The 26,849-nt window shown below is 59.9% G+C and carries 22 protein-coding genes and 1 tRNA gene; 3 read left to right on the top strand and 20 right to left on the bottom strand.

Going from position 1 to position 26,849, the window contains the following annotated elements:
- Positions 1 to 286: 286 nt before the first annotated feature.
- The 8 genes from asnS to ftsH all read right to left on the bottom strand — a co-directional run bounded on the left by asnS (position 287) and on the right by ftsH (position 10,826).
- Positions 287 to 1,669, bottom strand: coding sequence for an asparagine--tRNA ligase (asnS, locus tag BMZ24_RS14380; protein WP_092193448.1), 1,383 nt, complete (start codon positions 1,667 to 1,669; stop codon positions 287 to 289).
- 23 nt (positions 1,670 to 1,692) lie between these two features.
- Positions 1,693 to 4,002: a replication restart helicase PriA gene (priA, locus tag BMZ24_RS14385; protein ID WP_092193450.1), complete on the bottom strand. Its 2,310-nt coding sequence runs from the start codon at positions 4,000 to 4,002 to the stop codon at positions 1,693 to 1,695.
- 59 nt (positions 4,003 to 4,061) lie between these two features.
- Complete coding sequence (gene galU, locus BMZ24_RS14390; protein WP_092193452.1) at positions 4,062 to 4,934, bottom strand: UTP--glucose-1-phosphate uridylyltransferase GalU; 873 nt, start codon at positions 4,932 to 4,934, stop codon at positions 4,062 to 4,064.
- A 66-nt stretch (positions 4,935 to 5,000) separates the two neighbouring features.
- Positions 5,001 to 6,350 carry a phosphoglucosamine mutase gene (gene glmM, locus BMZ24_RS14395; protein ID WP_092193454.1) on the bottom strand — a complete coding sequence of 450 codons (1,350 nt, stop codon included), beginning with the start codon at positions 6,348 to 6,350 and terminating at the stop codon, positions 5,001 to 5,003.
- An 11-nt stretch (positions 6,351 to 6,361) separates the two neighbouring features.
- Complete coding sequence (locus tag BMZ24_RS14400) at positions 6,362 to 7,279, bottom strand: CdaR family protein (protein ID WP_092193456.1); 918 nt, start codon at positions 7,277 to 7,279, stop codon at positions 6,362 to 6,364.
- The gene (cdaA, locus tag BMZ24_RS14405; protein ID WP_092193458.1) at positions 7,279 to 8,034 is read right to left on the bottom strand and encodes a diadenylate cyclase CdaA; all 756 of its coding nucleotides are present in this window, start codon (positions 8,032 to 8,034) and stop codon (positions 7,279 to 7,281) included. The genes BMZ24_RS14400 and cdaA overlap by 1 nt, the downstream gene beginning before the upstream one ends.
- Positions 8,028 to 8,909 carry a dihydropteroate synthase gene (gene folP, locus BMZ24_RS14410; RefSeq protein WP_092193460.1) on the bottom strand — a complete coding sequence of 294 codons (882 nt, stop codon included), beginning with the start codon at positions 8,907 to 8,909 and terminating at the stop codon, positions 8,028 to 8,030. The genes cdaA and folP overlap by 7 nt, the downstream gene beginning before the upstream one ends.
- Positions 8,910 to 8,912: 3 nt before the next feature.
- Positions 8,913 to 10,826, bottom strand: a complete 1,914-nt coding sequence (gene ftsH, locus BMZ24_RS14415; protein ID WP_092193462.1) for an ATP-dependent zinc metalloprotease FtsH — start codon at positions 10,824 to 10,826, stop codon at positions 8,913 to 8,915.
- A gap of 216 nt (positions 10,827 to 11,042) precedes the next feature.
- On the opposite strand from ftsH, the gene BMZ24_RS14420 reads away from it, so the two are divergent.
- Positions 11,043 to 11,136: transfer RNA gene (locus tag BMZ24_RS14420), tRNA-Sec, on the top strand.
- Positions 11,137 to 11,213: 77 nt separating this feature from the next.
- Here BMZ24_RS14420 and BMZ24_RS14425 read toward each other — a convergent pair.
- The 8 genes from BMZ24_RS14425 to BMZ24_RS14460 all read right to left on the bottom strand — a co-directional run bounded on the left by BMZ24_RS14425 (position 11,214) and on the right by BMZ24_RS14460 (position 20,357).
- Entirely contained in the window at positions 11,214 to 12,320 is a 1,107-nt protein-coding gene (locus BMZ24_RS14425) for an amidohydrolase family protein (RefSeq protein ID WP_092193464.1), read from the bottom strand.
- A gap of 81 nt (positions 12,321 to 12,401) precedes the next feature.
- The gene (locus tag BMZ24_RS14430) at positions 12,402 to 13,364 is read right to left on the bottom strand and encodes an ABC transporter substrate-binding protein (RefSeq protein ID WP_092193465.1); all 963 of its coding nucleotides are present in this window, start codon (positions 13,362 to 13,364) and stop codon (positions 12,402 to 12,404) included.
- Positions 13,365 to 13,390: 26 nt separating this feature from the next.
- A complete protein-coding gene (locus tag BMZ24_RS14435) occupies positions 13,391 to 15,055 on the bottom strand; it encodes a methyl-accepting chemotaxis protein (protein ID WP_092193467.1) in 1,665 nt (554 codons plus the stop codon).
- A gap of 9 nt (positions 15,056 to 15,064) precedes the next feature.
- Positions 15,065 to 15,532, bottom strand: a complete 468-nt coding sequence (locus BMZ24_RS14440) for a cytochrome c family protein (protein ID WP_092193469.1) — start codon at positions 15,530 to 15,532, stop codon at positions 15,065 to 15,067.
- A 480-nt stretch (positions 15,533 to 16,012) separates the two neighbouring features.
- The gene (gene argH / locus BMZ24_RS14445) at positions 16,013 to 17,419 is read right to left on the bottom strand and encodes an argininosuccinate lyase (RefSeq protein ID WP_092193471.1); all 1,407 of its coding nucleotides are present in this window, start codon (positions 17,417 to 17,419) and stop codon (positions 16,013 to 16,015) included.
- A gap of 3 nt (positions 17,420 to 17,422) precedes the next feature.
- Entirely contained in the window at positions 17,423 to 18,634 is a 1,212-nt protein-coding gene (locus BMZ24_RS14450) for an argininosuccinate synthase (RefSeq protein WP_092193472.1), read from the bottom strand.
- A 35-nt stretch (positions 18,635 to 18,669) separates the two neighbouring features.
- Positions 18,670 to 19,569 (bottom strand): ornithine carbamoyltransferase, encoded by a 900-nt coding sequence (argF, locus tag BMZ24_RS14455; protein ID WP_425266282.1) that lies wholly within the window; start codon positions 19,567 to 19,569, stop codon positions 18,670 to 18,672.
- Positions 19,570 to 19,736: 167 nt separating this feature from the next.
- Entirely contained in the window at positions 19,737 to 20,357 is a 621-nt protein-coding gene (locus tag BMZ24_RS14460) for a hypothetical protein (protein ID WP_092193476.1), read from the bottom strand.
- 75 nt (positions 20,358 to 20,432) lie between these two features.
- Between BMZ24_RS14460 and BMZ24_RS14465 the strand changes: the two genes are divergently transcribed.
- Complete coding sequence (locus BMZ24_RS14465) at positions 20,433 to 22,100, top strand: YcaO-like family protein (RefSeq protein WP_092193478.1); 1,668 nt, start codon at positions 20,433 to 20,435, stop codon at positions 22,098 to 22,100.
- On the opposite strand, the gene ybeY is transcribed toward BMZ24_RS14465, so the two are convergent.
- Positions 22,075 to 22,518, bottom strand: a complete 444-nt coding sequence (ybeY, locus tag BMZ24_RS14470) for an rRNA maturation RNase YbeY (RefSeq protein ID WP_092193480.1) — start codon at positions 22,516 to 22,518, stop codon at positions 22,075 to 22,077. The genes BMZ24_RS14465 and ybeY overlap by 26 nt on opposite strands.
- A complete protein-coding gene (locus tag BMZ24_RS14475) occupies positions 22,518 to 23,561 on the bottom strand; it encodes a PhoH family protein (protein WP_092193482.1) in 1,044 nt (347 codons plus the stop codon). The genes ybeY and BMZ24_RS14475 overlap by 1 nt, the downstream gene beginning before the upstream one ends.
- Positions 23,562 to 23,820: 259 nt before the next feature.
- Between BMZ24_RS14475 and BMZ24_RS14480 the strand changes: the two genes are divergently transcribed.
- Entirely contained in the window at positions 23,821 to 24,102 is a 282-nt protein-coding gene (locus BMZ24_RS14480; protein WP_143075684.1) for a hypothetical protein, read from the top strand.
- Positions 24,103 to 24,275: 173 nt separating this feature from the next.
- On the opposite strand, the gene moaA is transcribed toward BMZ24_RS14480, so the two are convergent.
- Together moaA and BMZ24_RS14490 are read right to left on the bottom strand one after the other, a co-directional pair.
- Positions 24,276 to 25,268: a GTP 3',8-cyclase MoaA gene (moaA, locus tag BMZ24_RS14485; protein WP_092193486.1), complete on the bottom strand. Its 993-nt coding sequence runs from the start codon at positions 25,266 to 25,268 to the stop codon at positions 24,276 to 24,278.
- Between the two features lie 62 nt (positions 25,269 to 25,330).
- A complete protein-coding gene (locus tag BMZ24_RS14490) occupies positions 25,331 to 26,827 on the bottom strand; it encodes an NFACT RNA binding domain-containing protein (RefSeq protein WP_092193487.1) in 1,497 nt (498 codons plus the stop codon).
- Positions 26,828 to 26,849 lie beyond the last annotated feature (22 nt).

Below are 26,849 nucleotides of genomic sequence, written 5' to 3' on the forward strand. Positions count from 1 at the left end.
TATCTAAATCAGTTCTATTTGCTCCAACTCGCTATTTATTTGTCAAAGATCCTTTAGCCTTCCGGCAAGAGGAAACGTCTCTATCGACTCCCTCAACCACCGTCAAGCATTTTCTTCTTCTTTTTTCAATTCAACCCGCGAAATTTAATCCGCAAAAGCTGGTGACTTTCGTCTCGTGCGTTGCTGTTCCGCAGCGCAGAAAGAGGCTTCTATGTGGGAGGCACCCGGTTGTCAATCAAAATATGAAATTAATTTTATATTATTTGATTTCAGACAGTTGGAATGATCAGAACTCCAGGTGCCGAGGTGTTCTGGGGAACGGAATGACGTCGCGGATATTGGCGATGCCCGTAACCAGCATCAGCAACCGCTCAAAGCCCATTCCAAACCCGGCGTGCGGCACTGATCCGAACCGACGCAGATCCAGATACCACCAGTACTCTTCCTTGGGCAGCCCGAGTTCCTCGATGCGCCGCTCAAGCACGGACAATCTCTCTTCCCTGGCGCTGCCGCCAATGAGCTCTCCTATGCGCGGAACAAGCACGTCCATGGCTCCGACGGTTTTGCCGTCGTCATTGAGCCGCATATAGAAGGCCTTGATCTCTTTGGGGTAGTCAAAAACGATGACCGGCTGCTTGAAATGATCTTCGGTCAGATACCGCTCATGCTCGGTCTGCAGATCGGTTCCGAAATCCACCGGGAACTCGAAAGTGCGGGGAGCGTTCTTGAGGATTGTCACCGCCTCGGCGTAAGGCAGACGGATGAAGGGCTTCGCGAGAATGTTGTCGAGGGTCGCAAACAATCCCTTGTCCACGAAATTTCCAAAAAGCTCCAGGTCGTCGCGGCAGTTGTCCAACAAATGGGTGATCAGCCATTTGATGCAGTCCTCGCCCAGATCCATGTTGTCTTCGAGGTCGGCAAAGGCCATCTCCGGCTCGATCATCCAGAACTCGGCGGCATGCTTGGGCGTATTGGAGTTCTCGGCCCGAAAGGTCGGCCCGAATGTATAGACCCTCCCCAGGGCACACGCCAGGTTTTCAGCCGCCAACTGGCCCGACACGGTCAGCGAGGCTTCCTTACCGAAGAAGTCCTGCTCGAAATCCGCCTTGCCGTTCTTCTTGGGCACGTTGGCCAGATCAAGAGTAGTGATCTGGAACATTTCACCGGCGCCCTCACAGTCCGAGCCCGTAATGATGGGCGCGTGCACATGAAAGAAACCCTGCTCGCGGAAAAACTGATGCACGCCAAAGGACAGCTCGGCCCGAATCCGGTTCAGGGCGCCGTACTTGTTCGTGCGGGGCCTCAGATGTGCGATGGTGCGCAAATATTCATCCGTGTGCCGCTTCTTCTGTAACGGATAGGTGGCGTCCGCTTCACCCAGGAGCTCAAGCTCCCGGACCTTCAGCTCCCATTTTTGCCCCTGCCCCGGCGATTCCACAAGAGCGCCCTTCAGGCTGACCGCGGCGCCCGTGCCCACGCGGTCCATGAGCTCGAAGCCGGATGCGTCAGCGGCGACGATGGCCTGAAGGTTCTTCAGGCAGGAGCCGTCGTTGATCTCCAAGAATACGAACTCCTTGCTCTCGCGTTTGGTTCGCACCCACCCCTTGACCACAAGGGATTCAACTTCCGCCTCGGACAACAGGATATCGGACACTCTGATATTCTTCATTTTTCCTCTCAGATATTCGTCGGCTAGAGCATGTCCATGGGATCAAGGTCCACGGAAATGCGCACGTTTTTTTCCCCAGACAGCATTTTTCTCATCTCGGCGCAAACACCCCGGATCGCCGGCCAGGAGTCGGCCTTGAGCAAACATTGAAATCTTTTTCGCCCGCGCAGCACGGCCAGCGGTGCCGGGGCGGGCCCCAGGACCCGGACTCCGGCCGCAGGGCACACGGCCCGAATGCGACCGGCAAAGGCGTTCATGAGTTCCGCATCCGGCTGATCAAAGGGAAGCGAGACCCGCACCAGGGCAAGCTTGACAAAGGGCGGATACCCCATGACTTGCCTGAGGGCGATCTCCCGCGTGAAAAAACCCTCGTAATCGTTCTCGCGCACGAACTGCCAACAATAGTGCCCCGGATTACGGGTTTGGATGAGCACCCGGCCGTTTTTTTCTCCGCGGCCTGCACGCCCCGCGACCTGCACCAGCATCTGGAACGATCGTTCCGTAGCCCTGTAATCCGGAAGATTCAAGCCCAGATCACCGTCCACGACCACCACCAGTGTCACGCCCGGAAAATGGTGCCCCTTGCTGAGCATCTGGGTACCGACCAGAATCTGGGCCTCCTGCCGGGCAAATGCCGCCAGGGTATCCTGCATCGAACCGGCGCGGCGCGAAGTGTCCCGGTCCAGACGCAGGATTTTGGTGTCCCGGGGCAGATCGTCGCGCAGAAATTCTTCGAGCCGTTCCGTACCCGAACCCAGCGGCAGAAATTCGTTGCCCTTGCACCCGGGGCAGGACAGCGGGAAAAGCAAGGAATGCCCGCAATAGTGGCACAGCAACAGCTCGCGCCGTTTGTGCAGGGTCATGGACACCTGGCAATGCGGGCATTTGACGGGCTCGGAGCAGGTTTCACAATACAGCACGGGTGCGTAACCACGCCGATTGTGCAGAATGATGACCTGCTCCCCGGCATTGACGGCCGCAATCAGGGCGTCGCGCACCGATGTTGCGAAGGGACCGTGTTCCGGCGGTTCCACGCGCAGATCAACCAGCGTGACCTCCGGCAGCCTGGCCTCTCCCACCCGGTTTGGCAGGCGCTTCAGGGCGATGCCTCCATTTCTGGCCGCATGAAAGACTTTCACGTCCGGCGTAGCCGAGCCCATGAGCAGCAGCCCCGCGCTGCGGGTGATCCGGCCGTATGCAAGTTCACGGGCCTGGTAAATGAGCCCTTCGTCCTGCTTGAAGGACGCGTCGTGTTCTTCGTCCAGAATGACAAGCCCGGGTTCGATCGGCAAAAAAAGACTGGAGCGTGTGCCAACTACAATGCCCGGAGCAGGCTGATCAGCCAATTCCATGAAGGTTCTTTGCCGGTCGCTCGGGCTCAGGTAGCCGTGAAACAGCCGCACATTCGCCTCGGGCAGCGCCTCGCGCACATCCCGGTGGAGCTTGAGGGCGATGCCCACCTCCGGCGACAGGAGCATTACATGCTTGCCAAGACAGAGGCAGCGCCTGGCCAACTCCAGATAGACCGCTGTCTTTCCACTTCCGGTCACCCCGAAAAGCAGCGCCGAACGAGGAGTCCGGTCTGTCAACAATTCCCAGAAACCTTCCACGGCCTGCTGCTGCTCGTCCGTCAGACTGAACGTTGCTGCGGCTGGAGCACAGACCTCGTCAGGCTCAAAGTGGGACTCAACCTCCCGGATAAGTTCCTTCCGAAGAAGGACGCTCAGGGGCTGGGACACATTCTTTCCGAAATGCGCGTTCAGGGACTTGGCAGATGAGACGCCATGCACGTCCAGATAACGCAGCACGTCAAGCTGGGCGGTCGCCTGGGGACGCACCGGCCACGGCGGCTCCGTGGTCAGGGAAAAAAGCCGCTCCGGCCTGCGCGTGCAGACATGAGGCGCGAACCGCCCCGCCATCCAGTCCCGGGCCAGCCCTGCACGCGCATCTCCCTCCGCCAAATCACCAAGCCGTACGGCCAGACCCTCACGGGTCTTGAACAAGGGCAGATCGCGGAGGGCCGCGGGCAGCACGCGCGCCAGAATCTTGCCTGCGGCATCCATCTGACGGATGGAAAGGTCACGAATGAAATCAAGATATCCTGCGCTGAAAAAAGGGACCCTGTCCACGGGCCAGAGCACGTCCTTGCAGACGCAGCCTTCAGGCTCGGCCACTTTGGCATCGGTCAGTATGCCAACCCGGAACGACTTGCCCAAGGGCACGACGACACGGCCTCCGACATGCCACATCTGCCGGGGCAGATCTTCGGGCATGGAGTAGGTCAGCACGCTGTAGGGCGAGGAAAGAAGAAGGACGGAACAGAATTCGCGCATAGGCTCCTGAAAAAAAGGGAACGGGTTGCCCCGTCCCCTTGGTAAAGACAGACAGGACCCTAGCGGGAAGGCGGAATGAGATCACGCAGGCGGGCAATGAGATCGTAGCGCAGATCCTCGTCCTGCAACGCGAAATAGATGTTGGCGGTCAGGTAGTCGACCCAGTCGCCGACATCGAAGCGCTGTCCGCGCAGTTTCACGGCCAAAAGCCGGTTGTCGCGTGCCATGGACTGCAAGGCGTCGGTGAGCTGGATTTCACCGGTGCCGTCCGGCTTCACCCCTTCCAGATGATCGAATATTTCCGGGGTCAGCACATACCGGCCGACCAGCGCCAACCTTGACGGCGCGCTTTCGATGTCGGGCTTTTCCTTGACGCCGCGAATCCTGTAAAGCCCCGGCGCAAACTCCTCTGCGTCGATGATGCCGTATTTGCTGACCTTGTCGCGGGGGACTTCCATCACTCCGACCACGGGCATGCGCTCGTTCTTCCAGACCTCAAGCAGCTGGTTGATGCCGGGATCGCGATTGAACATGAGATCGTCGCCGACCATGACCGCGAAGGGCTCGTCCTTGATGACCTCGCGGGCGCACAGCACCGCATGACCAAGACCCAGCTGCTCCTTCTGGCGCACGACTATGATGTTGGCCATCATGGCGACCTTGCGCACTTCGGCGAGCAGGTCCAGCTGTCCCTTGCGCTCCAGCAGTTGCTCAAGGGCCAGGTTGTAGTCGAAGTGATCCTCGATAATGCGCTTGTTCTGGTTGTTGACGAAAACCACATCCGACAGGCCGGAAGCGATTGCTTCTTCCACTATATATTGAATGGAAGGCTTTCGGAACACCGGAAGAATTTCCTTGGGCACATTTTTGGTCGCCGGAAGTGATCTGGTTCCCCATCCTGCCACCGGAATGACAACTTTACGTACCTGCATGCATCGCTCCTTTTTTTATCCCACAAAGAAGAAGGGCGTCCCTTGCTTCTAAAAAATCTCTTGTCTTCAGGCCAGGCCGGATTCAACGGCCTCGGTCAGGCTCGCGCAGAGTTCGTCCACAAGGGCCTGATCCTGCGCCTCGACCATGATCCGGGCCAGGGTTTCCGTGCCGGAATAACGCAGCAGCACGCGCCCTGTGCGTCCCAGTCTGTCTTCGGCATGTCGGACCGCATCCTTGATGATCGGGACCGTATCAAAGGGGACTTTTTTCTTCACCTTCAGGTTCACGAGCTTTTGCGGATACGGGGTCAACAGTCCGGCGATCTCGGAGATGGGCTTCTGCCTGCCGACCATGATGCTCAAAAGCTGAAGGGCCGCCAAAGTGCCGTCGCCGGTGGTCGAGTGCTTCATGAAAACCAGATGCCCGGATTGTTCTCCGCCCAGAACATAACCGCCCTTGCGCATTTCCTCAACGACGTATCTGTCCCCGACCTTGGTTCTGAGCAGCCGTCCGCCGCGCTCCTGCATGAAAATTTCAAGGGCCATGTTACTCATGACCGTGGATACAAGGGTGTTCCCGGCAAGAGCGCCCTGCGCCATCATTTCGTCCGCGCACACGGCCATGATCTGATCTCCGTCCAGAATGGTGCCGTATTCGTCGACAACGATGAGCCTATCCGCGTCCCCGTCCAGTGCCAGGCCGATGTCCGCCCTGTGTTCCCGGACCTTGGCGGCGAGCACCTCGGGGTGCAGGGAGCCGCAGCCCTTGTTGATATTGAGTCCGTCCGGCTCGATGCCAAGGGTGATGACCCTGGCTCCAAGCTCTTCGAAAATCAGCGGCGCCACGCGGTAGGCCGCGCCATGTGCGCAATCAAGGACAATCGTGAGGCCGTCGAGGGTCATGCCCGCCGGAAAGCTGTGCTTGAGTTCGACGATATAGCGCCCGGGGCTGTCCTGGATTTTTCTGGCTCGCCCGACCTGATCGTGATCCGGGGATTTCCAGACAAAATCCGGATTGGTCACCATGGCGGCTATTTCGTCCTCCACGCTGTCGGCCAGCTTGAAACCGTCCTTGTCGAAAAATTTGATGCCGTTGTCCATGTACGGATTGTGCGAGGCCGAAATGACCACGCCCAGATCGGCGCGCATGTTGCGGGTCAGAAAGCTGATGGCCGGCGTGGGCAGGGGCCCGACCAGGAAAACATCCATTCCGGCCGCGCAGAAGCCCGAGGTCAGCGCCGATTCGAAGACATACCCCGAGAGCCTGGTGTCCTTGCCGATGACGACCCGGTGGCGCTTGTTCCCGTTTCTGAAATACTGTCCGGCGGCAAGCCCGAGACGCAGAACCAGCTCCGGTTGCATGGGATGGCTGTTGACCCGCCCGCGAATTCCATCAGTTCCAAAAAGTCTGCCCATCCATCCTCCAATTACGGAACAAATTCTTCATTGCGCTGCACCACTATCTCGATTTCCTCGGGCTTGGCCTCCAGAATACTCACCCCTTCGGGAAAACGGGACGCAGGAGCGATCACGCTCTGCCCGATGGCCGGGTTCGAGCCGGGGTCGATCATCAGGTGCAGGTTTTCGCGCCAATCCTTGTCCTTCAAAAGCCGCACCGGGATCTCAAGCTTGATGCGCACGAACTTGGGTTCGAAAGTATAGCTGAAAGTTTCATAGCGCACTGGCTCCAGGTTCATCTTGACCCAAAGCTCCTGGGTCGTGAGACCGAACTGCAGTTCGTAGCTCACCGAAGACACCGGGGTGCGCACATCCTTGGGCATGAGCAGGCGTGCCCGGCCCGAGGCGGTAAGACTCTCGTCGGGCGGGACCTGAACCAGAGCCGTCGAGATGCTGTTCACCGACTCGAGCGCGCTCGCAAAGCCCGTGACCGTCACCGAATCGGGAAAAACGGTGGCATTCCTGAACTGTACATCATCCCCGGGGAGCCCCGTCCAGTCGAGCTTCACGGGCACAGTCTTGGAGACCACGACATCGGCCACGAGTTCAAGTCGCGTAGGGCTGATCTCCACGACCTCCACAGCCGAGGTGATGGTCATGCTTTCGGGCACCAGCGGGATGACGTTGGTTCCGACATTGATCTTGCCCAAGTCCAGCTTGTAGGCCAAACGACCGACGTTCAGGGAGCGGACCTGGTTGCTTGTGCCCCGGATTCGCACCTGAAGCTTGCTGACCAAACCGGAGGTGATCTCCATGCGTGGGGGCAGATTCACGAACTCAAGGGGCACCTCAAGCCACGTTTCGACCTTTTCCTGGCCGGAGACCACATACCAGCATGCCAGGGCCAGCAGGATGGCCAGAACTCTGTATTGCCAATTATTCCACATTATTTCCTCAACGCAGCGGCAAGGACTTTTTTCAATCGAACTTCATTCAAGCTGCTGGTGATCCGACCTCCCACAGCCAGGGAAATGCTGCCCCTCTCCTCGGATACGATCAGCGCCACGGCGTCCGTTTCCTCGGTCACGCCGATGGCGGCGCGATGCCGGGTACCCAGGGACGACTCATGCTTGAGACCGACGGCCAAAGGCAGAATGCACGCCGCCGCCTCTATCCGGTTGTCGCGGATGATGACCGCCCCGTCATGCAGCGGCGTATCGGGATGAAAAATCGTCAGCAGCAAATCCTTGCTGAACGCGGCATGCAGCTCGATGCCCCCCGAAACCACGTCCCCAATGGGAATGTTGCGCTCAATGACGATAAGCGCGCCGGTCTTGTTCTTGGCCATGTGCACCAGGGCCAGGATCAGCTCGTCCAGAACGGCGGTCTGCACCGAATCCTTCTTGAAGATGGTGGTCGCGCCCATGACCGCCAGCGCCTTGCGGATATCACGCCTGAAAAGGATGATGACCACAAGGAAGATGGATCCCAGAAAATTTCCCAGCAGCCAGTTCAGGGTGTACAATCCAAACTGGCCGGCGGCAAAATACGTCACGATTATGAGCAGAAGCCCATAGATTACCGAGACTGCCCGGGTGCCCTTGATCAGCAGAATGATCCGGAAAAAAATATAGCCCACGAGCAGGATATCAAGAATATCCCGCCAGTTGATCTGCAGATTGCCAACGGTGAAACTCAGCACCCCTGTTCTCCCGAAGTTCCCTTCCCCAGCATGTGGGCGACGGCCAGACCGTCACGAATTTCGCGCACCTCGTGCACCCGGTGGATGCGCACCCCCTTCTCGTGGAGCGCGACGGTCGCGGCCAGTGTGGCCGCGTTGCGCTCCCGCCCCTGTCGGCCAAGCAGCTCTCCCCACAGGGATTTATTGGAAAGCGCCATGTACACAGGTCGGCCGAATTCAAATAATTTACAGATATTTTTCAATATTTCAAGATTATGTTCAACAGTCTTGCCAAATCCGATACCAGGATCAAGGACAATTCGGGATTCGGGAACCCCCGAACGCACGAGAAGCTCAAGCTTCGCGGCAAAAAAACTCATGATCTCTGCCACCACGTCATCATACCGGGGCGCGATCTGCATGGTGCTGGGACGACCGAGACTGTGCATGAGTACGTAGCCCGGATGAAAATCACGCACGACCTGCAAAAGCTCCGGGTCCGCTTCCATGGCCGAGACATCATTGAGGATCAGGGCCCCGGCTTCCAGGCACGCCCGGGCCACGGAGGCCTTGGTGGTGTCCACGGAAAGGACGGCGTCCGGCCTGGCCGCGAGGATTCCCTGCACGACCGGCAATACTCGGGCCAGCTCCATGTCCCCTGAGACCGGTTCGGAAAAAGGGCGGGTGCTCTCTCCACCTATGTCCAGGATGTCCGCACCCTCATCGAGAAGGGCAAGGCCCTTGGCCACTGCGGCGGCCGGATCGGCGGCCTGGCCGCCATCATAAAAGGAATCGGGCGTCACGTTCAGGATGCCCACAACAAAAAAGGGGGCAGGACCCAAGGTCCTCCCCCTGCACAAATCCCAGGAGACCGTGTCCAATCTCTCCGGGGTCATGATTTATTCTCCCGCCTTGTCGCCGCTGTTCTCCTCATCCAGGGTGAACCCTTCTTCCGGGGCGTCCCCTTCTGCGGCCGGAGCCTCCGGCGCGACCGACGGCTTTACTCCGTTCTGAACCGGCGCCAGGGTCTCTCCATTGATGATCCTGCCAACTTCCTCGCCGGTCAGAGTCTCGCGGTCGATGAGCGCCAGGGACAGGGAGTGCAGCAATTCAACGTTATCCTGCAGGATGGTCTTGGCGCGGCCGTATGCGTCGCCCAGAATCCGCTTGACTTCCAGATCGATAAGCTTGGCCGTCTCATCGCTGTAGTCCTTGATGTGGGCCATGTCGCGACCCAAAAAGACCTCGTCGTCCTTCTTGCCCAGCGCCATGGGACCGAACTCCTCGCTCATGCCCCACTCGCAGACCATGCGTCTGGCCATGGCCGTGGCACGTTCGATATCGTTGCCTGCGCCGGTGGTGATGGAATTGAAGACCAGCTCCTCCGCGGCTCGCCCGCCGAACAGCACGGCCAGGTTGTTCTGCAGGTACGTTTTGGAGTACGTGTGCCGATCGTCCACGGGCAACTGCATGGTGACACCCAGCGCCCGGCCGCGAGGAATGATGGACACCTTGTGAATGGGATCCGTTCCGGGCAGGAACTGTGCAACCAGAGTGTGACCGGCCTCGTGATAGGCAGTGGTCTTCTTCTCTTCGTCGCTCAAAATCATGGAGCGCCGTTCCTTGCCCATCATGACCTTGTCCTTGGCTTCCTCGAAGTCGATCATGGTGACCAGATCCTGACTCAGCTTGGCGGCATGCAGGGCCGCCTCATTGACCAGGTTTTCGAGATCAGCGCCGGAAAAGCCGGGTGTTCCGCGAGCCAACACTTCCAGATCAACTTCCTTGGACAGGGGGGTCTTGCGGGTGTGAACTTCAAGGATGCGCTTGCGGCCCCGCAAATCCGGATTGGGCACCACGACCTGACGGTCGAAACGACCGGGACGCAGCAGGGCCGGATCAAGCACGTCGGGGCGGTTGGTGGCCGCGATCAGAATGACGCCCTCGTTTGATTCGAAACCGTCCATCTCCACGAGCATGGCGTTGAGGGTCTGCTCGCGCTCGTCATGTCCGCCGCCAAGACCTGCGCCGCGCTGACGGCCCACCGCATCTATTTCGTCGATGAAGATGAGGCACGGGGCGTTCTTCTTGCCCTGGATGAACAGATCGCGCACCCGGGCGGCGCCGACACCGACGAACATCTCCACGAAGTCAGAACCCGAGATGGAGAAAAAGGGTACTCCGGCCTCGCCGGCCACGGCCCTGGCCAGCAGGGTCTTGCCCGTTCCGGGACCTCCGACCAGCAGCACACCCTTGGGGATGCGTCCGCCGAGCCGTGTAAATTTCTTGGGATTGCTCAGGAAGTCGACAATCTCCTGCAACTCTTCCTTGGCTTCATCCACGCCGGCCACATCCGCGAAAGTCACCTTGGTCTCTTCCTGGCTGATCATCTTGGCCCGCGATCTGCCAAAGGACATTGCCTTGCCGCCGCCACCCTGCATCTGCCGCATGAAAAAAATCCACACGCCGATCAGAAGCAGCATCGGGAACCAGGAGATGAGCACGGTCATGTACCAGGGGGCCTCTTCCTGTGGTTCGGCCTTGACCTGCACGTTGTTCTTGACCAGCGTGTCGACCAGAGTCGGATCATCAGGGGTGTAGGACGTGAACCGCTGGTCATTGGCCAGGACACCGGAGATGCGGGAGCCCTGAATCTTGACGCTGACTACCTCGCCCTGGCGGACCTTGGCTAGAAATTGCGTGTAATTGAGGTCATTGGGCGATACCGGCGGCTGATTGAACAAATTGAACAGAACAATCATCACCATGCAGATCCCGGCCCAAAGAACCAGATTCTTGGAAAAACTATTCAAGTGAAAAAACCTCCATAAGCCGAGTTGGGAAGCGTTCCTCCCACCGGCCATTTTGCTTCACATAACGAACGAACCCGAAGCTGAACAAGGAATCATTGTTAAGGTCAGTTTGCAGAATGACAAGAAAATTTTCATCAAAAAAAAGCTTTTTTAAAAGGTTCCTGGAAAAACTTGATCATTGCCGAGGGCATTGATAGATACGTTCCTCCTTGAGGGGGAAGCGTATCGTCACCGGTGTGGCGCCCGGTCTTCAAAACCGGTGGAAGGTCGAGAGGTCTTCGGTAGGTTCGACTCCTATACGCTTCCGCCAAGAATCCCATCCCCCCTTGCCTTTCTGTTCCCCGCTTTCATTTTTTTGTGGATCAACTCCAGAATCGTTGCCATCCGTCAGCTCATGTCTTCCGGCAGAACCGCCCAGGCTGCGCGTTTCCCGACTTCCAGACTTCCGAGGTCAGCGTCAATTCCAAGCAACCGGGCCGGATTGCGGGTCGCCAGTGCCAGGAGATCGGACAGAGACACCGACGCAGGCAGAAGCGCCCGCACTGCACGCAGTTCCTGCCACAGGTCAAGATCAGGGACCGACGCCAGGGAATCGGTGCCCAGGCACAAAGGGACTTTCGCTGCATGCAGCGCGGCCACCGGCGCGTCTCCTACCCCTATCCATCTGTTGCTGCGCGGACACAGACAGACGCCGGCCCCGCTTGCAGACAGGATCTGAACATCGCTTTCGTCCAACTGAACGCAATGCACGGCCAAGGTGCGCTCATCCAGCAGGTCCAGGGCGCGTGCAAACCCGACGGAGCTCAGGCCAGGGGCGGCAAAACCCCGGGGCAGGATGCGGCGGGCACGCAGGAAATCGGCAAGCTCGCCGCTGCCGCTTCTGAAAAGTTCGTTCTCGCCAGGCGCTTCGGCCAGATGCAGGCAGAAAGGAAGAGCGCGAGACACGCACCACTGCTTGATGCTCCGGGCCAGCCCCTGGTCCGTGGAATACAGCGAATGCACTCCCGGACTCCAGGCCCCTGGCAGGGCCTTGGGGCTGAACTCCCGATCGCGGCCCGAAAATTCTTTGAACAGAAAGCCGCCGAGGCTCTGCCTGTCCAGAACGCGCCGTACCATATCGAACTCGCGGCCGACCACATCGGCCACATGGCAGGTCCCGCTGGCCCGTGCCTCGTCCACGGCCCTCTTTAAGGCAGACTCCGTCACCCTGCTTTCGCGCATGGCGGCAAAAAGAGCGTCCGCCCAACCCGCAAAGCCCAGACCGGCAGGCACACGCCCTGCCAGATGCGACAATTCCAGATGAGCATGGGCATTGATGAGCCCGGGCACCAGCGTCACAGCCCCCAAATCGCGGGGAACGCCATCCCCTGCCACCTCGCGCCAAGCTCCCACCGCCAGGATGCGCCCTCCCCGGACCAGGATCCCTCCATCCGAAATCTCGGGACAGTCCGGATTCATGGTCAGGATGCGCGCAGCCCGGAAAGCTTCGTTCATGCCCGGTCACCTGCCGGATCAAACGATGCATAAAAAAAGAGGCGGCAAGGCCGCCTCTTTTCAAAACTGCGCAAAGCGGCACTATTCATAAATCTTGTCAGCGGTCTCTTTGACTTCTTTGGGCACGGCCACACCGATCTTCTTCGCGGCCCCGAGATTGAGGTGCAGTATCAGCTCCTGCTGGGTTTCAACGGGAGTTTCCGAAGGAAACGAGCCATCGACCAGAATGCGTTTGGCCATGAGCCCTGTCTGATATCCATGCTGGTAGTAATCGAACGCCAGCGCGGCCACGGTGCCGCGTTTCACCGAATCCACATCGGCGGAAAACAGGGGCAGCTTTTCCTGCTCGCAAACCTTGATCACGGATTCCAGAGAGGAGATGACCGTATTGTCCGTGGGCAGATAGACTGCGTCAACCTTGCCCACGAGTGCCTTGGCCGCCTGGTAGACGTCGCTGGTCTTGGCCACGGTCGCCTCCACCACTTCAAAACCTGCCTTGACCCCTTCGGCCTTGACCATGGCCACGGTGGTTTTGGAATTGGCCTCGCCCGCGTTGTAGATCATGCCCAGCGTCTTGAGGTTCGGATAGAAGCGGCGCAGCATGGCCATATGCTGATTCACGGGCAGCATGTCGGAAACGCCGGTGATGTTCTTGCCGGGTTTTTCCAGATCATCGACCAGCCCCGCGCCCACGGGATCCGTGATGGCCGTGAACAGAAGCGGACTCCCGGCCAGGATCGGCGACTTCTTGGTGGCCAGGGCACAAGCCTGAGCCGACGGCGTGGCAATGGCCAACACCAGGTCGGGCTTTTCACCGGCTATCTGGGCCGCGATCTGGTTGGCCGTGGCCATGTTGGCCTGGGCATTGTGCACGGAGTAGGTCGCGTCCACTCCCTGCGCCTTGAGGCTGTCCTGAAAACCCTTCAGCACCGCATCCAGCGACGGATGCTCGACAAACTGGCTCACGGAAACGTTGTAGGTCTTGGCAAAACCGGGACAGGCCATGGCCAGGATAAGCGCCCCAGTCAAAAAAAACTTCTTCATATGTGCGTCCTCGTTTGATTGAAAGTCTAGTTGATGCGAAACATCTGCACGAGCCCTTTAAGCTGTTCCGAGAGGGCGCGCAACTCCTCCGCATGCTGCCGAACCGTTTCGCCGTTGCGGCTCATGTTTGACGCCGAATTGCTGACTTCCGCGATCTGCACCGTGATCTCCCCGGCAACACCCGAGGTCTGGGTCACGTTGTGATTGACTTCGTCCAGACCTTGCGAGGCCTGGCCGATATTCTGTGCTATGTCGCGAGTGGTCGTGGACTGTTCTTCCACGGCGGCGGCGATGGTGGCAACGATGGAATCGATATCCGTGATTACCCGGGTGATCTCGCCTATGCGTTGGATGGTTTGGTCCGTGGCGCCCTGGATTCCACTGATCTTGTTGCGGATTTCATCCGTGGCTTCGGCCGTCTGGTTGGCAAGCTCCTTGATCTCATTGGCCACGACCGCGAAACCCCGCCCGGCCTCGCCGGCTCTGGCGGCCTCGATGGTGGCATTGAGCGCCAGCAGGTTGGTCTGCGAAGAGATGGCCGTGATGGTCTGCGTCACGGAACTGATTTCACTGGCCACGGCTCCAAGACGATCCACATCGGTGGATGTGGCCTGCGCCGCGCTCACGGCCTGGGCGGTAATTTCCCTGGCCCGCCCCGTACTTCTGGATATCTCTTCGATAGTCGCGCTCATTTCCTCGGAAGCGGCGGCCACGGTCGAGATGTTGACTGTCGCCTGCTCCGTGGCGGCCGCCACAGAACGCATGTTCTGGCTCATCTCCTCGGCCGCGGCGGCCACGCTGTTGGACCGGGACTGATTGTCCCTGGCCACTTCGGCCACGGTTTCCGACACCGAGGTAAGCTGTCCGGAGGCATCGGCCAAGGTGCCGACTCCGGTGATGATCTCCTGCATCATGACGCCCATGTTTTCCGTCATGGTGTTCACGCTCTGCGCCAGCTGACCGATCTGATCCCGGCTGCTGGTCTCCACCCGGACAGTCAGGTCGCCTTTGCTGATCCTCTCCGTGGCCAGCGCCACCGCATGAACTGGCTTGAAAATCGCGAGCCGCATGAAAAACGCCAGACAGCCCATCAGCACGATCATGCCCGTGGCCATTATCGCCCCGGCCTTGATCTGACCGTCCATGAGCGTGTCCATCTGCCTGGAAATATCCTGCCGCATGACCAGCACTCCGAGCACCGGCTGATTTCCGCCATGACAATGATGGCAGGCAGGCTCGTTCGGGATGGTCTTCACCTCCAAGTAGGAGGATACACCGTCGATTTCCGTGATGACCTGACTCATTCCGTCGGTTTCCATACGTTCTTTAAGTATCTCGGGCAGTTCCGAAGCCTTTACGACGTCGGCAATTTCGCCGCGCAGAAACTGGTCCGAAGTGGAGTAGGTGATGTTGCCCTTAAAATTGGTCAGATGAATGTCGATGTCGTCGTAACGCTCGCCCACTTCATCGAATTTTTGCGTCGTCGCGGCATTGTCACCCAGCGCCATTGGCTCGCGGATGGCCAGGGAGAGCATTTCAGCGGTGCGTTCAGCGTTGATCTTGACCTCGTGGAGAGTGCTCGACCGCTGCATGAAAAAAGTCGTCCAGAAAAGGACCCCAAAAAATACCAGCAACACCAAAGCGGTGATCCCAAGCATCTTGGCGGCAAGAGATCTTCGGAAAATGTCCATCACGACCTCCTAGTGCGCCCCGCCGTAGAGCAGCGGCTTGAAGTTGAATGACTTGACCCGTTCCTCGTTGTGGCAGCCAACGCAGTCGTCCATGGTCAGTTTGCCCTTGATCAGCTCCGCATCCCCACCGCTTTCGGCATGGTCACTTCCCGGACCATGGCAGACTTCGCATCCGGCATCAGCCAGGTGCGGCGTCTTTTCGTAGCTGACGAACCCGCCAGGTTTGCCGAACCCCGTGGTATGGCATCCGTAGCAGGTTGCAAGCTCGGCTTCGCTAAGGTCCGAAGCCATGATCTTCACGGATTTGTCCGAATGAGCTTTCTTGGCGTACTTGGTGAAATTTTCATACTGTTCTTCATGACAGTCCTTGCATGCGGCAGTGCCCACATACGAGTTTTCCGCCATCGCGGAAAACGGCCACAGTAGGCACACCAGCAAAAAAGCATGCCATACATTGAGCACGACTCGTCCTTCCATTCCCCCTCCTTGAACGGATACAATCAGAGCGACCACGGTCTTGCATAGCGAATCACCATGCCGATTTTTCTTACATATCTTCACAATGTTACATGAAAAAACAAATAACGTCAACAGCTTGCCTGCGAATTCGCAATCGCGCCTCCGTTTTGTCATAGAACTTCAGCGTCTTTTGCTTCTATGGAAAAAACAGGAATTTTACCAGTAACATACAATTACGCATAATAAATTCCCCAGGCTTCCGCACTTGAACATACGTATGACAGGCCAAAGGAATCACGGATTCAAAAGAACGACTCGCAGGGACCCGTCCGAGTCCATGCCTTTTCATCCGGATTTGCCTCACCTGAAAAATAAATCATGGTTCAAAACTGAATGCGATTCAAAGCCAAAACCCCCCGCCGCAAGCGCAACGAGGGGTTTTGATCATGAAAGCGGCCCAGTCGGAATTACAACGGCCGGACTCTGGCGTGACCGGAGTCACGTCCTGGAGGCCGAATCCAGCCAGGACGACAAGTTGTCGATCTGGTTTCTCACGGACCCAGGACCCGTCCCGCCGGGAACATGCCTTCTGGCCACGGCATTCCCGTAATCAAGGACCGCGAAGACATCTTCATCGATATCCGAGGAAAAGCGCTGCAACTGGGCAATATCCAGATCCTCAAGCCCTATCCCCTGCTCCTCCGCAAAGGCCACGGCCGCGCCCGTGATATGGTGCGCCTGCCGAAAAGGCACGCCCTTGGCCGCCAGATAATCGGCAAGCTCCGTGGCGTTCAGAAATCCGGCCTTCAGGGCCCGCTGCATGCGTTCGCGGTTGAAACCAAGCTCCGAGAGCATCCCGGCCATGATGGCAAGGGACGGCGCGACCGTGTCGTGCGTGTCCAGAAAAGGCTCCTTGTCTTCCTGCATGTCCCGGTTGTAGGCCATGGGCAGGCCCTTCATGAGGGTCAAGAGCGCCATGAGATCACCATAGACCCGGCCAGTCTTGCCGCGCATGAGCTCGGCCACATCAGGATTCTTCTTCTGGGGCATGATGGACGAACCCGTGGAATAGGCGTCCGGCAGGCGCACAAATCCGAACTGGGGGTTGGCCCAGATGATGATCTCCTCGCACAGACGCGAGAGGTGCATCATGATCAGGCTGCCGCAGAACGTGGCTTCGAGCACGAAGTCGCGGTCCGAGACGGCGTCCATACTGTTGGCGAACGTCCCGGCAAGACCCAGGGTCGAGGCGACCTGCCCCGGATCAAGGGGATGGGTCGTTCCGGCCAGGGCCGCGGCGCCCAGAGGAGAAATCCTGGTCCGGGCCAGGGCATCGCGAACCCGGTCGTGATCGCGGCGAAACATCTGGGCGTAGGCCAGAAGATGCTGGGCCAGACTGACGGGCTGGGCGGGCTGGAAATGGGTGCACCCCGGCAGAAGCGCATCCTGATGCTCCCCGGCCCGCTCGGTCAGCACCCCGATCAGATCGCGCAGGTTCGCGGCCCATTCGTCAAGACACGCGGCGACAAAAAGCCGGAAATCAAGAGCCACCTGATCGTTGCGCGAACGCCCCGTGTGCAGCTTCTGGCCCGGAGTACCGACGATCTCTGTCAGGCGCTGCTCGATGTTCATGTGCACATCTTCGAGGTCCTGCCGCCAGACAAAGGTCCCGTCCGCTATCTCGCCCCGGATCTGCTCCAGCCCCTGGTGGATGGCGTCGCATTCGGCCTGGCTGATGATGCCCTGCTGGGCCAGCATGGAAGAATGCGCCTTGGAGCCGTCGATATCCTGGGCATGCAGGCGTGAATCAAAATCCACGGAACAGGTGTAACGCTCGACCAGGGGGGCGGTGTCGCCGGAAAAGCGGCCGCCCCACAATTTCTTTTCCTTCTGCGTCGAAGTCATGGCCTAGCCCTTGATCTTGTTCAGAAAAGGCTGGCGGGCCTGCAGGCGAAGGCCGTGCAGCTTGATGAATCCGGCTGCGTCGGCCTGATTGTATACCTCATCCTTCTCGAAAGTGGCCAGCTCCGGATTGTAAAGAGAATACGGAGACTTGCGCCCAAGCGGATAGACCCCGCCCTTGTAGAGCTTCAGGCGCACGGTCCCGGTCACGGTCTCCTGGGCCTTGTCCATGAAGGCCTGAAGCGCCTCGCGTTCGGGCGCGAACCAGTAGCCGTTGTAGACCATCTCGGCGTAGCGCGGAATGAGCGTGTCCCGCAGATGCAAAAGCTCACGATCCATGCACACCCCTTCAAGATCACGGTGGGCGCGCTGCAGGATGGCTCCGCCAGGAGTCTCGTAAACGCCGCGCGACTTCATGCCCACGAAGCGGTTCTCGACCATGTCCAGACGGCCGATGCCGTGGCGCCCACCCAGCTCGTTCAAGGCCGCGAGCATTTTCGCGGGGGTCAGGGCCTGACCGTCCAAGGCCACGGGATTGCCCTGCTCGAAGTCCAGTGTGATGACTTCCGGCGTATCCGGGGCATCCTCGGGGTTGACGCTCATCTGGTAGGTGCCGGGGCCGGGCTCGGACCACGGATCTTCCAATTCTCCGCCCTCGAAGCTCAGATGCAGCAGGTTGCGGTCGCAGGAGTAGGGTTTTTCCCGGGTCACGGGCACGGAGATGCCGTTCTCCTCGCAGAAGGCGAGCAGGTCGGTGCGCGAGTTGAGGTCCCATTCACGCCAGGGCGCGATGGTTTTGAGCTGCGGGGCCAAGGCCAGGGTCGAAAGTTCAAAGCGGACCTGGTCGTTGCCCTTGCCCGTGGCGCCATGGGCCACGGCCTGGGCGCCTTCGGCCAGGGCGATCTCGACCATGCGCTTGGCGATGAGCGGACGGGCAATGGATGTGCCGAGCAGGTATCCGCCCTCATAGACCGCGTTGGCCCGAAACATGGGGAAAACATAATCGGCCACGAACTCTTCCTGCAGATCCACGACATAGGCCTTGGTCGCGCCGGTGGAAAGTGCCTTGTCCTCCAGGCCGTCCAGCTCCTCGCCCTGACCCAGGTCCGCGGTCATGGTGATGACTTCGCATTCGTAGGTTTTCTTGATCCATTTCAGGATGGCCGAGGTATCGAGGCCGCCCGAGTACGCCAATACGACTTTTTCTATCTTGCTCATGAAAGTGCTCCGTTATGCGAGGCGGCAATGCCGCATTAGCTGTATATCCATTCAAGGATGGCCTTCTGCATGTGCAGACGGTTTTCGGCCTGATCAAAAACGATGGACTGAGGCCCTTCGAAGACCGACTCGCTGATCTCCTCGCCACGGTGGGCGGGCAGGCAGTGCAGCACCTTGGCATCCGGATCCGCCAGGGCGAGCAGTTCTTCGTCGAGCTGGTATCCGGCAAAGGCTTTTTCGCGCTTCTTCTGCTCCGCTTCCTGCCCCATGGAGGCCCACACGTCGGTATTGACGAAATGGGATCCGGCGATGGCCGCCTTCGGATCATCGGTGACGTAGACCTTGGCGCCCATTTTCAGTGCTCGTTCCAGCACCGCCGTGTTCGGGGTGTATCCCTCGGGACAGGCGATATTGAGCTGGAATCCGAAATATACGCTGGCGTTGATCCAGGAATTGGCCATGTTGTTTCCGTCGCCGATCCAGGAGATGACCAGGTCCTTGAGGTTCGTGGTCCGCTCGTAAATAGTGAGCATGTCGCTCATGATCTGACAGGGATGAAACATGTCCGTCAAAGCGTTGACCACGGGGATGCTACCATGGCGGGCCAGCTCCTCGACGTTTTTCTGGGCAAAGGTGCGCACGACCATGCCCTGCACGTAGCGGGAGAGCACGCGGGCCGTGTCGTTCAAGGGTTCGCTGCGGCCCAGCTGGGAATCGGCGGGGGTCATGAAGATCGTATCGCCGCCCAGATGACGGATGCCAACCTCGAAAGATACGCGCGTACGGGTGGAGGCCTTCTCGAAAATCATGGCCAGAGTCTTTCCCGCGAGCAGGTCGGAACGGTAATCCCCGTCCTTCATTTCCTTGGCCCGCAGCACCAGATCCATGGCCTCGGTGGCCATCAGACTATTAATCGATAAAAAATGCTTCATGATATCACCCGATCATCCGGTGGGCCGGTTTATGTGTTACGCCATGTTCGCAAAAAAGATGATTTCTACAGACCTTCTCCCCGGTTTGTAAAGAGCATGGTAACAACCCGGAATAAAGCAAAAAAGCCAGCGCGCGGGCACTGGCTTTCGTAACGGGCGGGAGGATGGGCTTATTCTTGCGCGGCGTGGCGTGCAAACCCCGCGGCCATGCTCCGGGACAAGGTCCGCATGACCGCATAGGTCGGGTCTTCGGGCAAGCGACGCGAGCTTCGGAACAGGGCGAAGTCCTTGTCCGGCGTACTCTCCATGGTGGCGGCCTGGGCCGCGGACCAGATCAGCCCGCCGTCCGGCACCCAGTGAATCTCGACCGTCGCGCCGATGGAGGTCCGTCCAGTGCGCGAGCCCTCGAAAAACTGGGACACGTTGCCGCTGACCAAAATATTGGCGCCCCTGGCTCTGGCCTGCGCCATGGCCTCCTCAATACCCGGCCATGGCCTGGAAGAATCGTATTCCATGACCTCGAAGACCCCGCGAGCAAGCCACGCGAGCCGGAAGATGTCCGCCATCTCCCTGCCCACGTCCTTGCGCACGGCAATGTCCTGACGCAGGGCAAAAGGCAGAATCAGGGCCCGCAGGCCCGTTTCGGGCAGGGACTGGGGCGTCACCGCCTCGACCAGCTCGCTCAACACAACCGGGGCGTCGTCGTGATAGCGGATTTCGCTCAGACTCACATCGACCGGTGAATACGCGCACCCGCAACACAAGAGCACGAACAGCATGCAAAATTTCATGACAGCATCTCCTTGGCAGGCGTTTTCAAGCAAGATAGATACCAAGCGCAACATAAACCGCTGCAGGAGAACACCGTGACCACCCCCCGCGAATCCGCCCCCTTGCGCTATCGCCTGACCCACCAGGAAAGCCTGCTCGGCGTGGCCTACTTCAGCCCCGCTCCCGCCCAATCCCTGACTCTGGAAGAATGCCTGGAGCATGTCCGCCGCGCGCCCAACGACGAGTTCATGCGCGCCCACGTCCGCCAACTCCTGGCCGCCCTCGACGCGCACAGTCTGCGCGCCCTGCACGCGGATGCCGATCCCGTCGTCAAGAGCCTTGTCCTGGAAACCGTCCTTCTGACTCCGACCCACGCGGATCTTTGGACGCAGTTGCGTGCGCAGGCAAAGGCAGCGGCGGAACTGACACCCCAGATATTTCTAAGGAGCGTGTCCCTGCCGGACCATGATCTCCATGCCCGCGCAAGCCGGCTGCTGGCCGCGAACATTTTCGAGCACCAGCCCCTGCCCGGCGACATGGCCACCCTGCCGCTCACGGCGGCTCCGGATTCTGACGCGGCCGACCCGGCCATGCTCAACTCCGCCCTTGATCCCCTGCCCCACTGTCCCAGACGCCCGGCCCGGCAGACATACGCGCTGGCCATGGAACGACTCTACGGACTGGGCATCCTCGACGGGCCGGAGATGCGCCACCACGCATCCCTGGCCCCATGGGGGCTGCTGCGCCGCTGGAAGCTGGACCGCGCGACTTGCAGCGGCCGTTTCAACCACCGCCTGGACGGACTCATGACCAGCTACGGCCGGGGGCTTTGCCTTGAAGACGCGCAGGCCTCCCTGGCCATGGAGATCGTGGAACGCTACAGCTCCTTCGCCGACATCCGGGGGCTGCGCATCTCGGGCAGCGGGGATGAAGGCGAAATTCGCGTGGGCACCTGCCGCGAACTTGGCGACAGGGCGCTTGACCCGAACAGCATGCATCTTGAAGTGCCCTACGCGGGCCAGACCCTGCACTGGATGACCGCCCGGGACAGAAACGGACAAGCCCGGTTCGTTCCGGTCCAATCCGTATATCTGTTCACCAACCTGGACGAGATCCGCCTCTTCAGCGGGCTGGGTTCCACGGGCCTGGCCTCGGGAAACACCCCGGAAGAGGCCAAGGTCAGCGGATTGCTTGAGGTCGTGGAGCGCGATGCCGAGGCGGTCGGCGTGTTCGACCCGGCGCGGTGCTTCCGGGTGCAAAGCGGGGATGAAGGGATAAACCGAGTGCTGGAGCAGTATCGTGCGCAGGGCATCGACCCCGTTTTTCAGGATCTGACCACGGACCTTGGCGTGCCCTGCTATAAATGTTTCGTGCAGATGCGCGAAGGCGGGCTGGTCAAGGCCACGGGAGCATCCCTTTCGGGCATGCGGGCGGCGCTCTCGGCCCTGACCGAGACCCCGTTCCCCTTTCCCGGCAGGGAGGCGTCGGCGCAGGGGCCGGACGGCCTGCCCGTGCGCACGCTCGAAGACCTGCCGGATCATTCGACGGGTTCAGCAGCGGGCGACCTGGCCCTGCTCGAAGCGATCCTGGAAGCCCGGGGCCATTCGCCGCTCTATGCCGATCTGACCAAGCGGGAACTGCGCCTGCCGGTCTTTCGCGCCATCGTGCCGGGCCTTGAAATCGTCTCGGATTTCGACCGCTTCACGCGCATAAGCCCAAGGCTGTGGCGGGATGTGCTCAGACTGAAGGGAAGAGGCGCCTGAAGGACTCTTCGGCATCGAGACGGACCGAGGCCACGGCGAGCTCCGTCAGCGCGTCCATTTCCTGGCCGTGGTCATGGCCCATGAGATGCAGCAGGCCGTGGGCCAAAAGACGCACGGTGTATTCGTGGGTGTCTTGGTTGTAGAACCAGGATTCCCGGGCCAGGGTCTCGGCGGACAGCACCAGATCCCCCAACCAGTCTTCCTCGCCTCCGGGAAAGCTGAGCACATTGGTCGGCCCCAGGCAGCCCATGAACCGCTCGTTCAATTCGGCCATTTCCCGGTCATCGACAATGCGCAGGGAGAGCTGCCACTCATCGAGCCCAAAAGTCGCGGCCAATCCCTCGAAAATCTCCATGAGCTCCGGCCCCGACAGGGGGAAGCGGGGATCAACCGGCACGGCCTGATCCAGATGCAGCATCAGCCCTCCCGCACCGGCGTGACCCGGCGGCCCTTGCCGCGCCCGGCCTGTCCGGACGCATCGCCTTCGCGCGTCTGCGTGGCCTGCATGGTTTGTCGATGCCGGTCATAGGCGCGGACAATGCGGCCCACCAGCGGATGGCGGATGACGTCCGCCTCGGTGAAATGAACCATGGCGATGCCCTGCACATCCTTCAGCACATCCATGGCCTGCACCAGGCCCGACCCGATATGGCCGGGCAGGTCGATCTGGGTGATGTCGCCGGTGACCACGGCCCGCGATCCGTAGCCCAGGCGGGTCAGAAACATCTTCATCTGCTCCGGGGACGTGTTCTGGGCCTCGTCGAGAATGACGAAGGCGTTGTTCAGCGTACGGCCGCGCATGAAGGCCAGGGGCGCGATCTCGATGGCCCCGGTGCCGATCATCTCCTGCACCTTGGCGTAGTCGAGCATGTCGTGCAGCGCGTCATAGAGCGGGCGCAGATACGGGTTTATCTTCTCCGCCAGGTCGCCGGGCAGGAATCCGAGCTTTTCGCCCGCCTCCACGGCCGGTCGGGTCAGGATCAGGCGCTTGACCTTTTTCTGCAGAAACAGGGACACGCCCACGGCCACGGCCAGATAGGTCTTGCCGGTCCCGGCCGGGCCGATGCCCAGGGTCAGATCCAGTTCACGCATGGCGTGCAGGTACTCGCGCTGGGTCACGGTCTTGGGGCTGACCGACTTGCGGGATGAAACCGCGAAAAGCGCTTCCTGGTAATAGCTCTTGAGCGGGGTGGACGGATCGCGCAGCATGATGCGCAGACTCTGCTCTATGTCGCGCTCGAAAAGCTGGTGGCCGCCGCGCACCAGATCATAAATCTGGGCGAAATACCGGCAGACCAGACCGACCATGAGCGGATCTTCGCCAAAGATCGAAAGCGCGTTGCCCCGGCTCTCGACGCGCACGCCCGTCATTGTGGCCACGGTATCCAGATAGGCATTCCCGGGGCCAAAGACTTCGCGGGCAAAGTCCGCGTTTTCAAAGGATATTTCCTGAATTTCCATATGATTCCATGCTCTGGGTGAATTGTTCAAAAATCCGTACCCGCCTGCGGCTCCATTTGCAAATCTCTCCGGAGTCCCGTAGAAGCTGACACTTGAACATCGAGGATTTCCAGCAACACCAAGCATCAGTTCCAGGCCCGTCTGCGGCCGTAAAAATATGAGTACAAAGAATAGAGAAGAAACCAGCCAACTGCCGGCCGTCAGGCAGGAAACGCAACTTGCTTTTCAAGAAGCAAAAAGCATGGTGAGGAAAGCTTTCGTGACCGCAATCAAGACCAATCTCGCATTTTTGGCCTGTTCGGGCATGTATGCCTACCGCTCCGGGCAGCGCTTCTGGGAACAAAAGGGCAGCTCCTGGTGGGCCAAATCCCGGGCCTTTTCCAAGACCGCATACCTGGCCCTGCAGGAAGACGCCTTCGGGTCCGACATCGTCATCGAGACCCTGGATATCGACCGCGTCCTGGAAGAGGGCAAACCCACACTCTCCATACCGTCCACTCCCGAAGCCGTGGACGACCTGGTCCACAGAAAAAAATCCTAGCCGCCCATTGAAAGGCTTCAAACGGCCAGGCTGCCGAAAAAACCGGGAGACGCGCGGAACAAGGAAAATCCAGGACCGAAGCGTACGTGCGCCCGCATGGGCAGCGCTGCATACGTGAGGGCCTGGATTTTCCGTGACGGCGAAGCAGATTGCCGTTTTTTTGTCGCAGCCTGCTAGCCGCCGATGGCCGTCATGGTCCTGTCGCAGACCTGATTGTGCTCGCGCTCCTGCAGCAGGCGGTAGCCCAGAGGCTTTTCCGCGTTGGCCCGGGCAAAGAGGTCGAGCATGTCCTGCATGGTATGCCCCGGATCGCGCAGGATGGACCGCACGTCATATTCCTGGTCTGAAAAAAGGCAGGTGCGCAGCTTGCCGTCGGAAGTGACCCGAAAGCGGTTGCAGCTCTCGCAGAAATGATTGCTGACCGCCGAGATGACCCCGATTCGCCCGGACCCGCCGGAAATACCGTACATCCGCGCAGGGCCGCTGTTGCGGGATGCTACGAGCACCTCCTCAAGCGGCACCAGCTTCTCCACTTCGGCGATGATCTCCTCGGCGGGCCAGTAATTGTCACGGCTCCAGCGCGACTGGTAGCCGATGGGCATGAACTCGATGAAGCGCACGTCCACCCCGTTGTCGCGGGCGAAATCCACGAATCCGGGCAGCTCATCATCGTTGATCCCCTTCAGGGCCACGACATTGACCTTGACCCGCAGGCCACCCTTTAGACAGGCGTCGATGCCCGCCCGGACCTGATCGTAGGCGTCGATCTTGGTGATTTCCTCGAATTTTTTGCGCTGCAGGGTATCAAGAGAAACATTCAGGCAGGAGATACCGGCCTCACGCAATTCGTCCACGCGATCCGCGAGCAGGGTCCCGTTGGTGGTGATGCGCAGATCCAGGTCGGGATACTTGGCATGCAGACGCCCAACGAAAGGAATGAAATCCTTGCGTGCGAAAGGTTCACCACCGGTCAGGCGGACCTTCTCCACCCCGGCCTGCCTGGCCACGTCCACCAGCTCGGCCATCTCCTCGAAAGACAGAATCTGTTCGTGCGGTATGAAAGTCCATTCATCCTGGGGCCTGCAATACAGACAACGCAGATTGCAACGGTCCGTGATGCTCAGCCTCAGGTAACTGACTTTTCTGCCGTGGGAATCGATCAACATGGGTATACCTCGCGCAAATGTTGTGGCCGTAAGTAGTATGTCCGGCAAGGCAGTATGTAAAGTCAGCGTTGCCCTTCGAGGCGAAGGTTTTCTTCCAGGGCGGGATCGATGGCCGGACGCACCGTGCGCAAAACCTTGTCCACCCCGACCATTCCAAGGGCCGCGCCCTTTATGGGCCGCACATCCTTGACCAGGCACAGGAGCACCTCGCCCCGATCGGCCATTTTCAGATGACTGGCCAGGGCCGCCAGGGCCGCCGCTTCCTGGACGGTCCGCTCGGGCACTTCCTGGGCCGGGAAGTCGCGCTTGACGATGACGTGCGCGCCGGGGCCGTCCTGGGCGTGCAGCCAGTAATCAAAAGGACTGGCGGCCTGGGTCAGAAGCTGATGATTGGCCTGGGCGCTGCGGCCGCGCACAATGAGGAACCCGTCGGAGGAGCGGTAAGCCTGGACCTTGATCTTACGGTACTTGGCGGGGAGCACGACAGGCACGGGAGCTTTTGCGCCGCGCCCCGGCTCGGATTCGGCCGGCAGCACACCCTGACGGGCAGCATCCAGTTCCCGCTGGAGGGCCAGCACACGGGCGGCGACAATGCCGAGCCCCCGCTCGCCCTTGGCGGCGCGCATAAAAAAACGTTCCATGTTTTCCCGCACCGTCTGGCCAGGATCGAGACGCACTTCCACCTCCCCGCCCTCTTCATCCTCAAGGCGCAACACGGCCAGGCGGACATTCCTGTCCAGACGGTGCAGCTGAGCCTGCAGCAGCAGTCCTTCGCGACGCTTTTCGACCATGACCTGCAAGCGCTTGTGGTCATCCTGCACCCGCTCAAGGGCGCGCCTGATGCGGCGAATGTTGCGGGCCACGGCGCTGTCGGCACCGGCATGAACCCGCTCCAGCCCGGCCAACGTCTGGCCGTGGGCTATCTGCGCGGCCTCCAGAACGCTGGAACAGGCCCCTCCGTCACGCAGGGGCCAGAGACGGACCTGGGGGCGATCCTGATGATCAAGGCCGTGATAAAAAGTGGACACGGTGCCGGCCTTCAGGTTCATCAGCAAGGTCTCGGCTTCGGCCGACGGAACCGAACGCAGATGATGGCGCAATGGAGGGGTCAAATGAGGAAGCGCCCTCCACAGCCCCTCCTCGCTTTTGATTCGCTCAAGTTCCGGCCAGACCGGCTCGCTTCCGAATCCGGGCGGCAACGCTTCCGTCAACAGCGGATTCGCGGCCAAATCAAGGACGAGCCACTTGCCTTCGCCCGGCGACAACTCAAGGGCCAGCCGCCGAAGCGGCCAGTCCGAAACGAGCCCGAGGACGCGACGTCCTTTGAGCCGTTTGCGCAACCACATGGCGCGGCCTGCCGGGTTATGGGGGTTTTCGGGCTTGTGGCGGCTCAGGTAGAGAAACGGCGTGGGTTTTGCCGTACACAGCACAAGATACCCGGCCCGACCAAGATCCAGGGTCCAGGTTTCGGGAAGAGGCGCAAAAACCTTCTCCACGCGCATGCCGACGATGCGCTCGGCTAATTCCCTGGCCACAAAACAGAAAACACTGGCGTCCATGGATTCACCCTAAAAAAAAGCG

The sequence above is a fragment of the Desulfomicrobium norvegicum genome, from assembly GCF_900114595.1.
GTDB lineage: Bacteria > Desulfobacterota > Desulfovibrionia > Desulfovibrionales > Desulfomicrobiaceae > Desulfomicrobium > Desulfomicrobium macestii.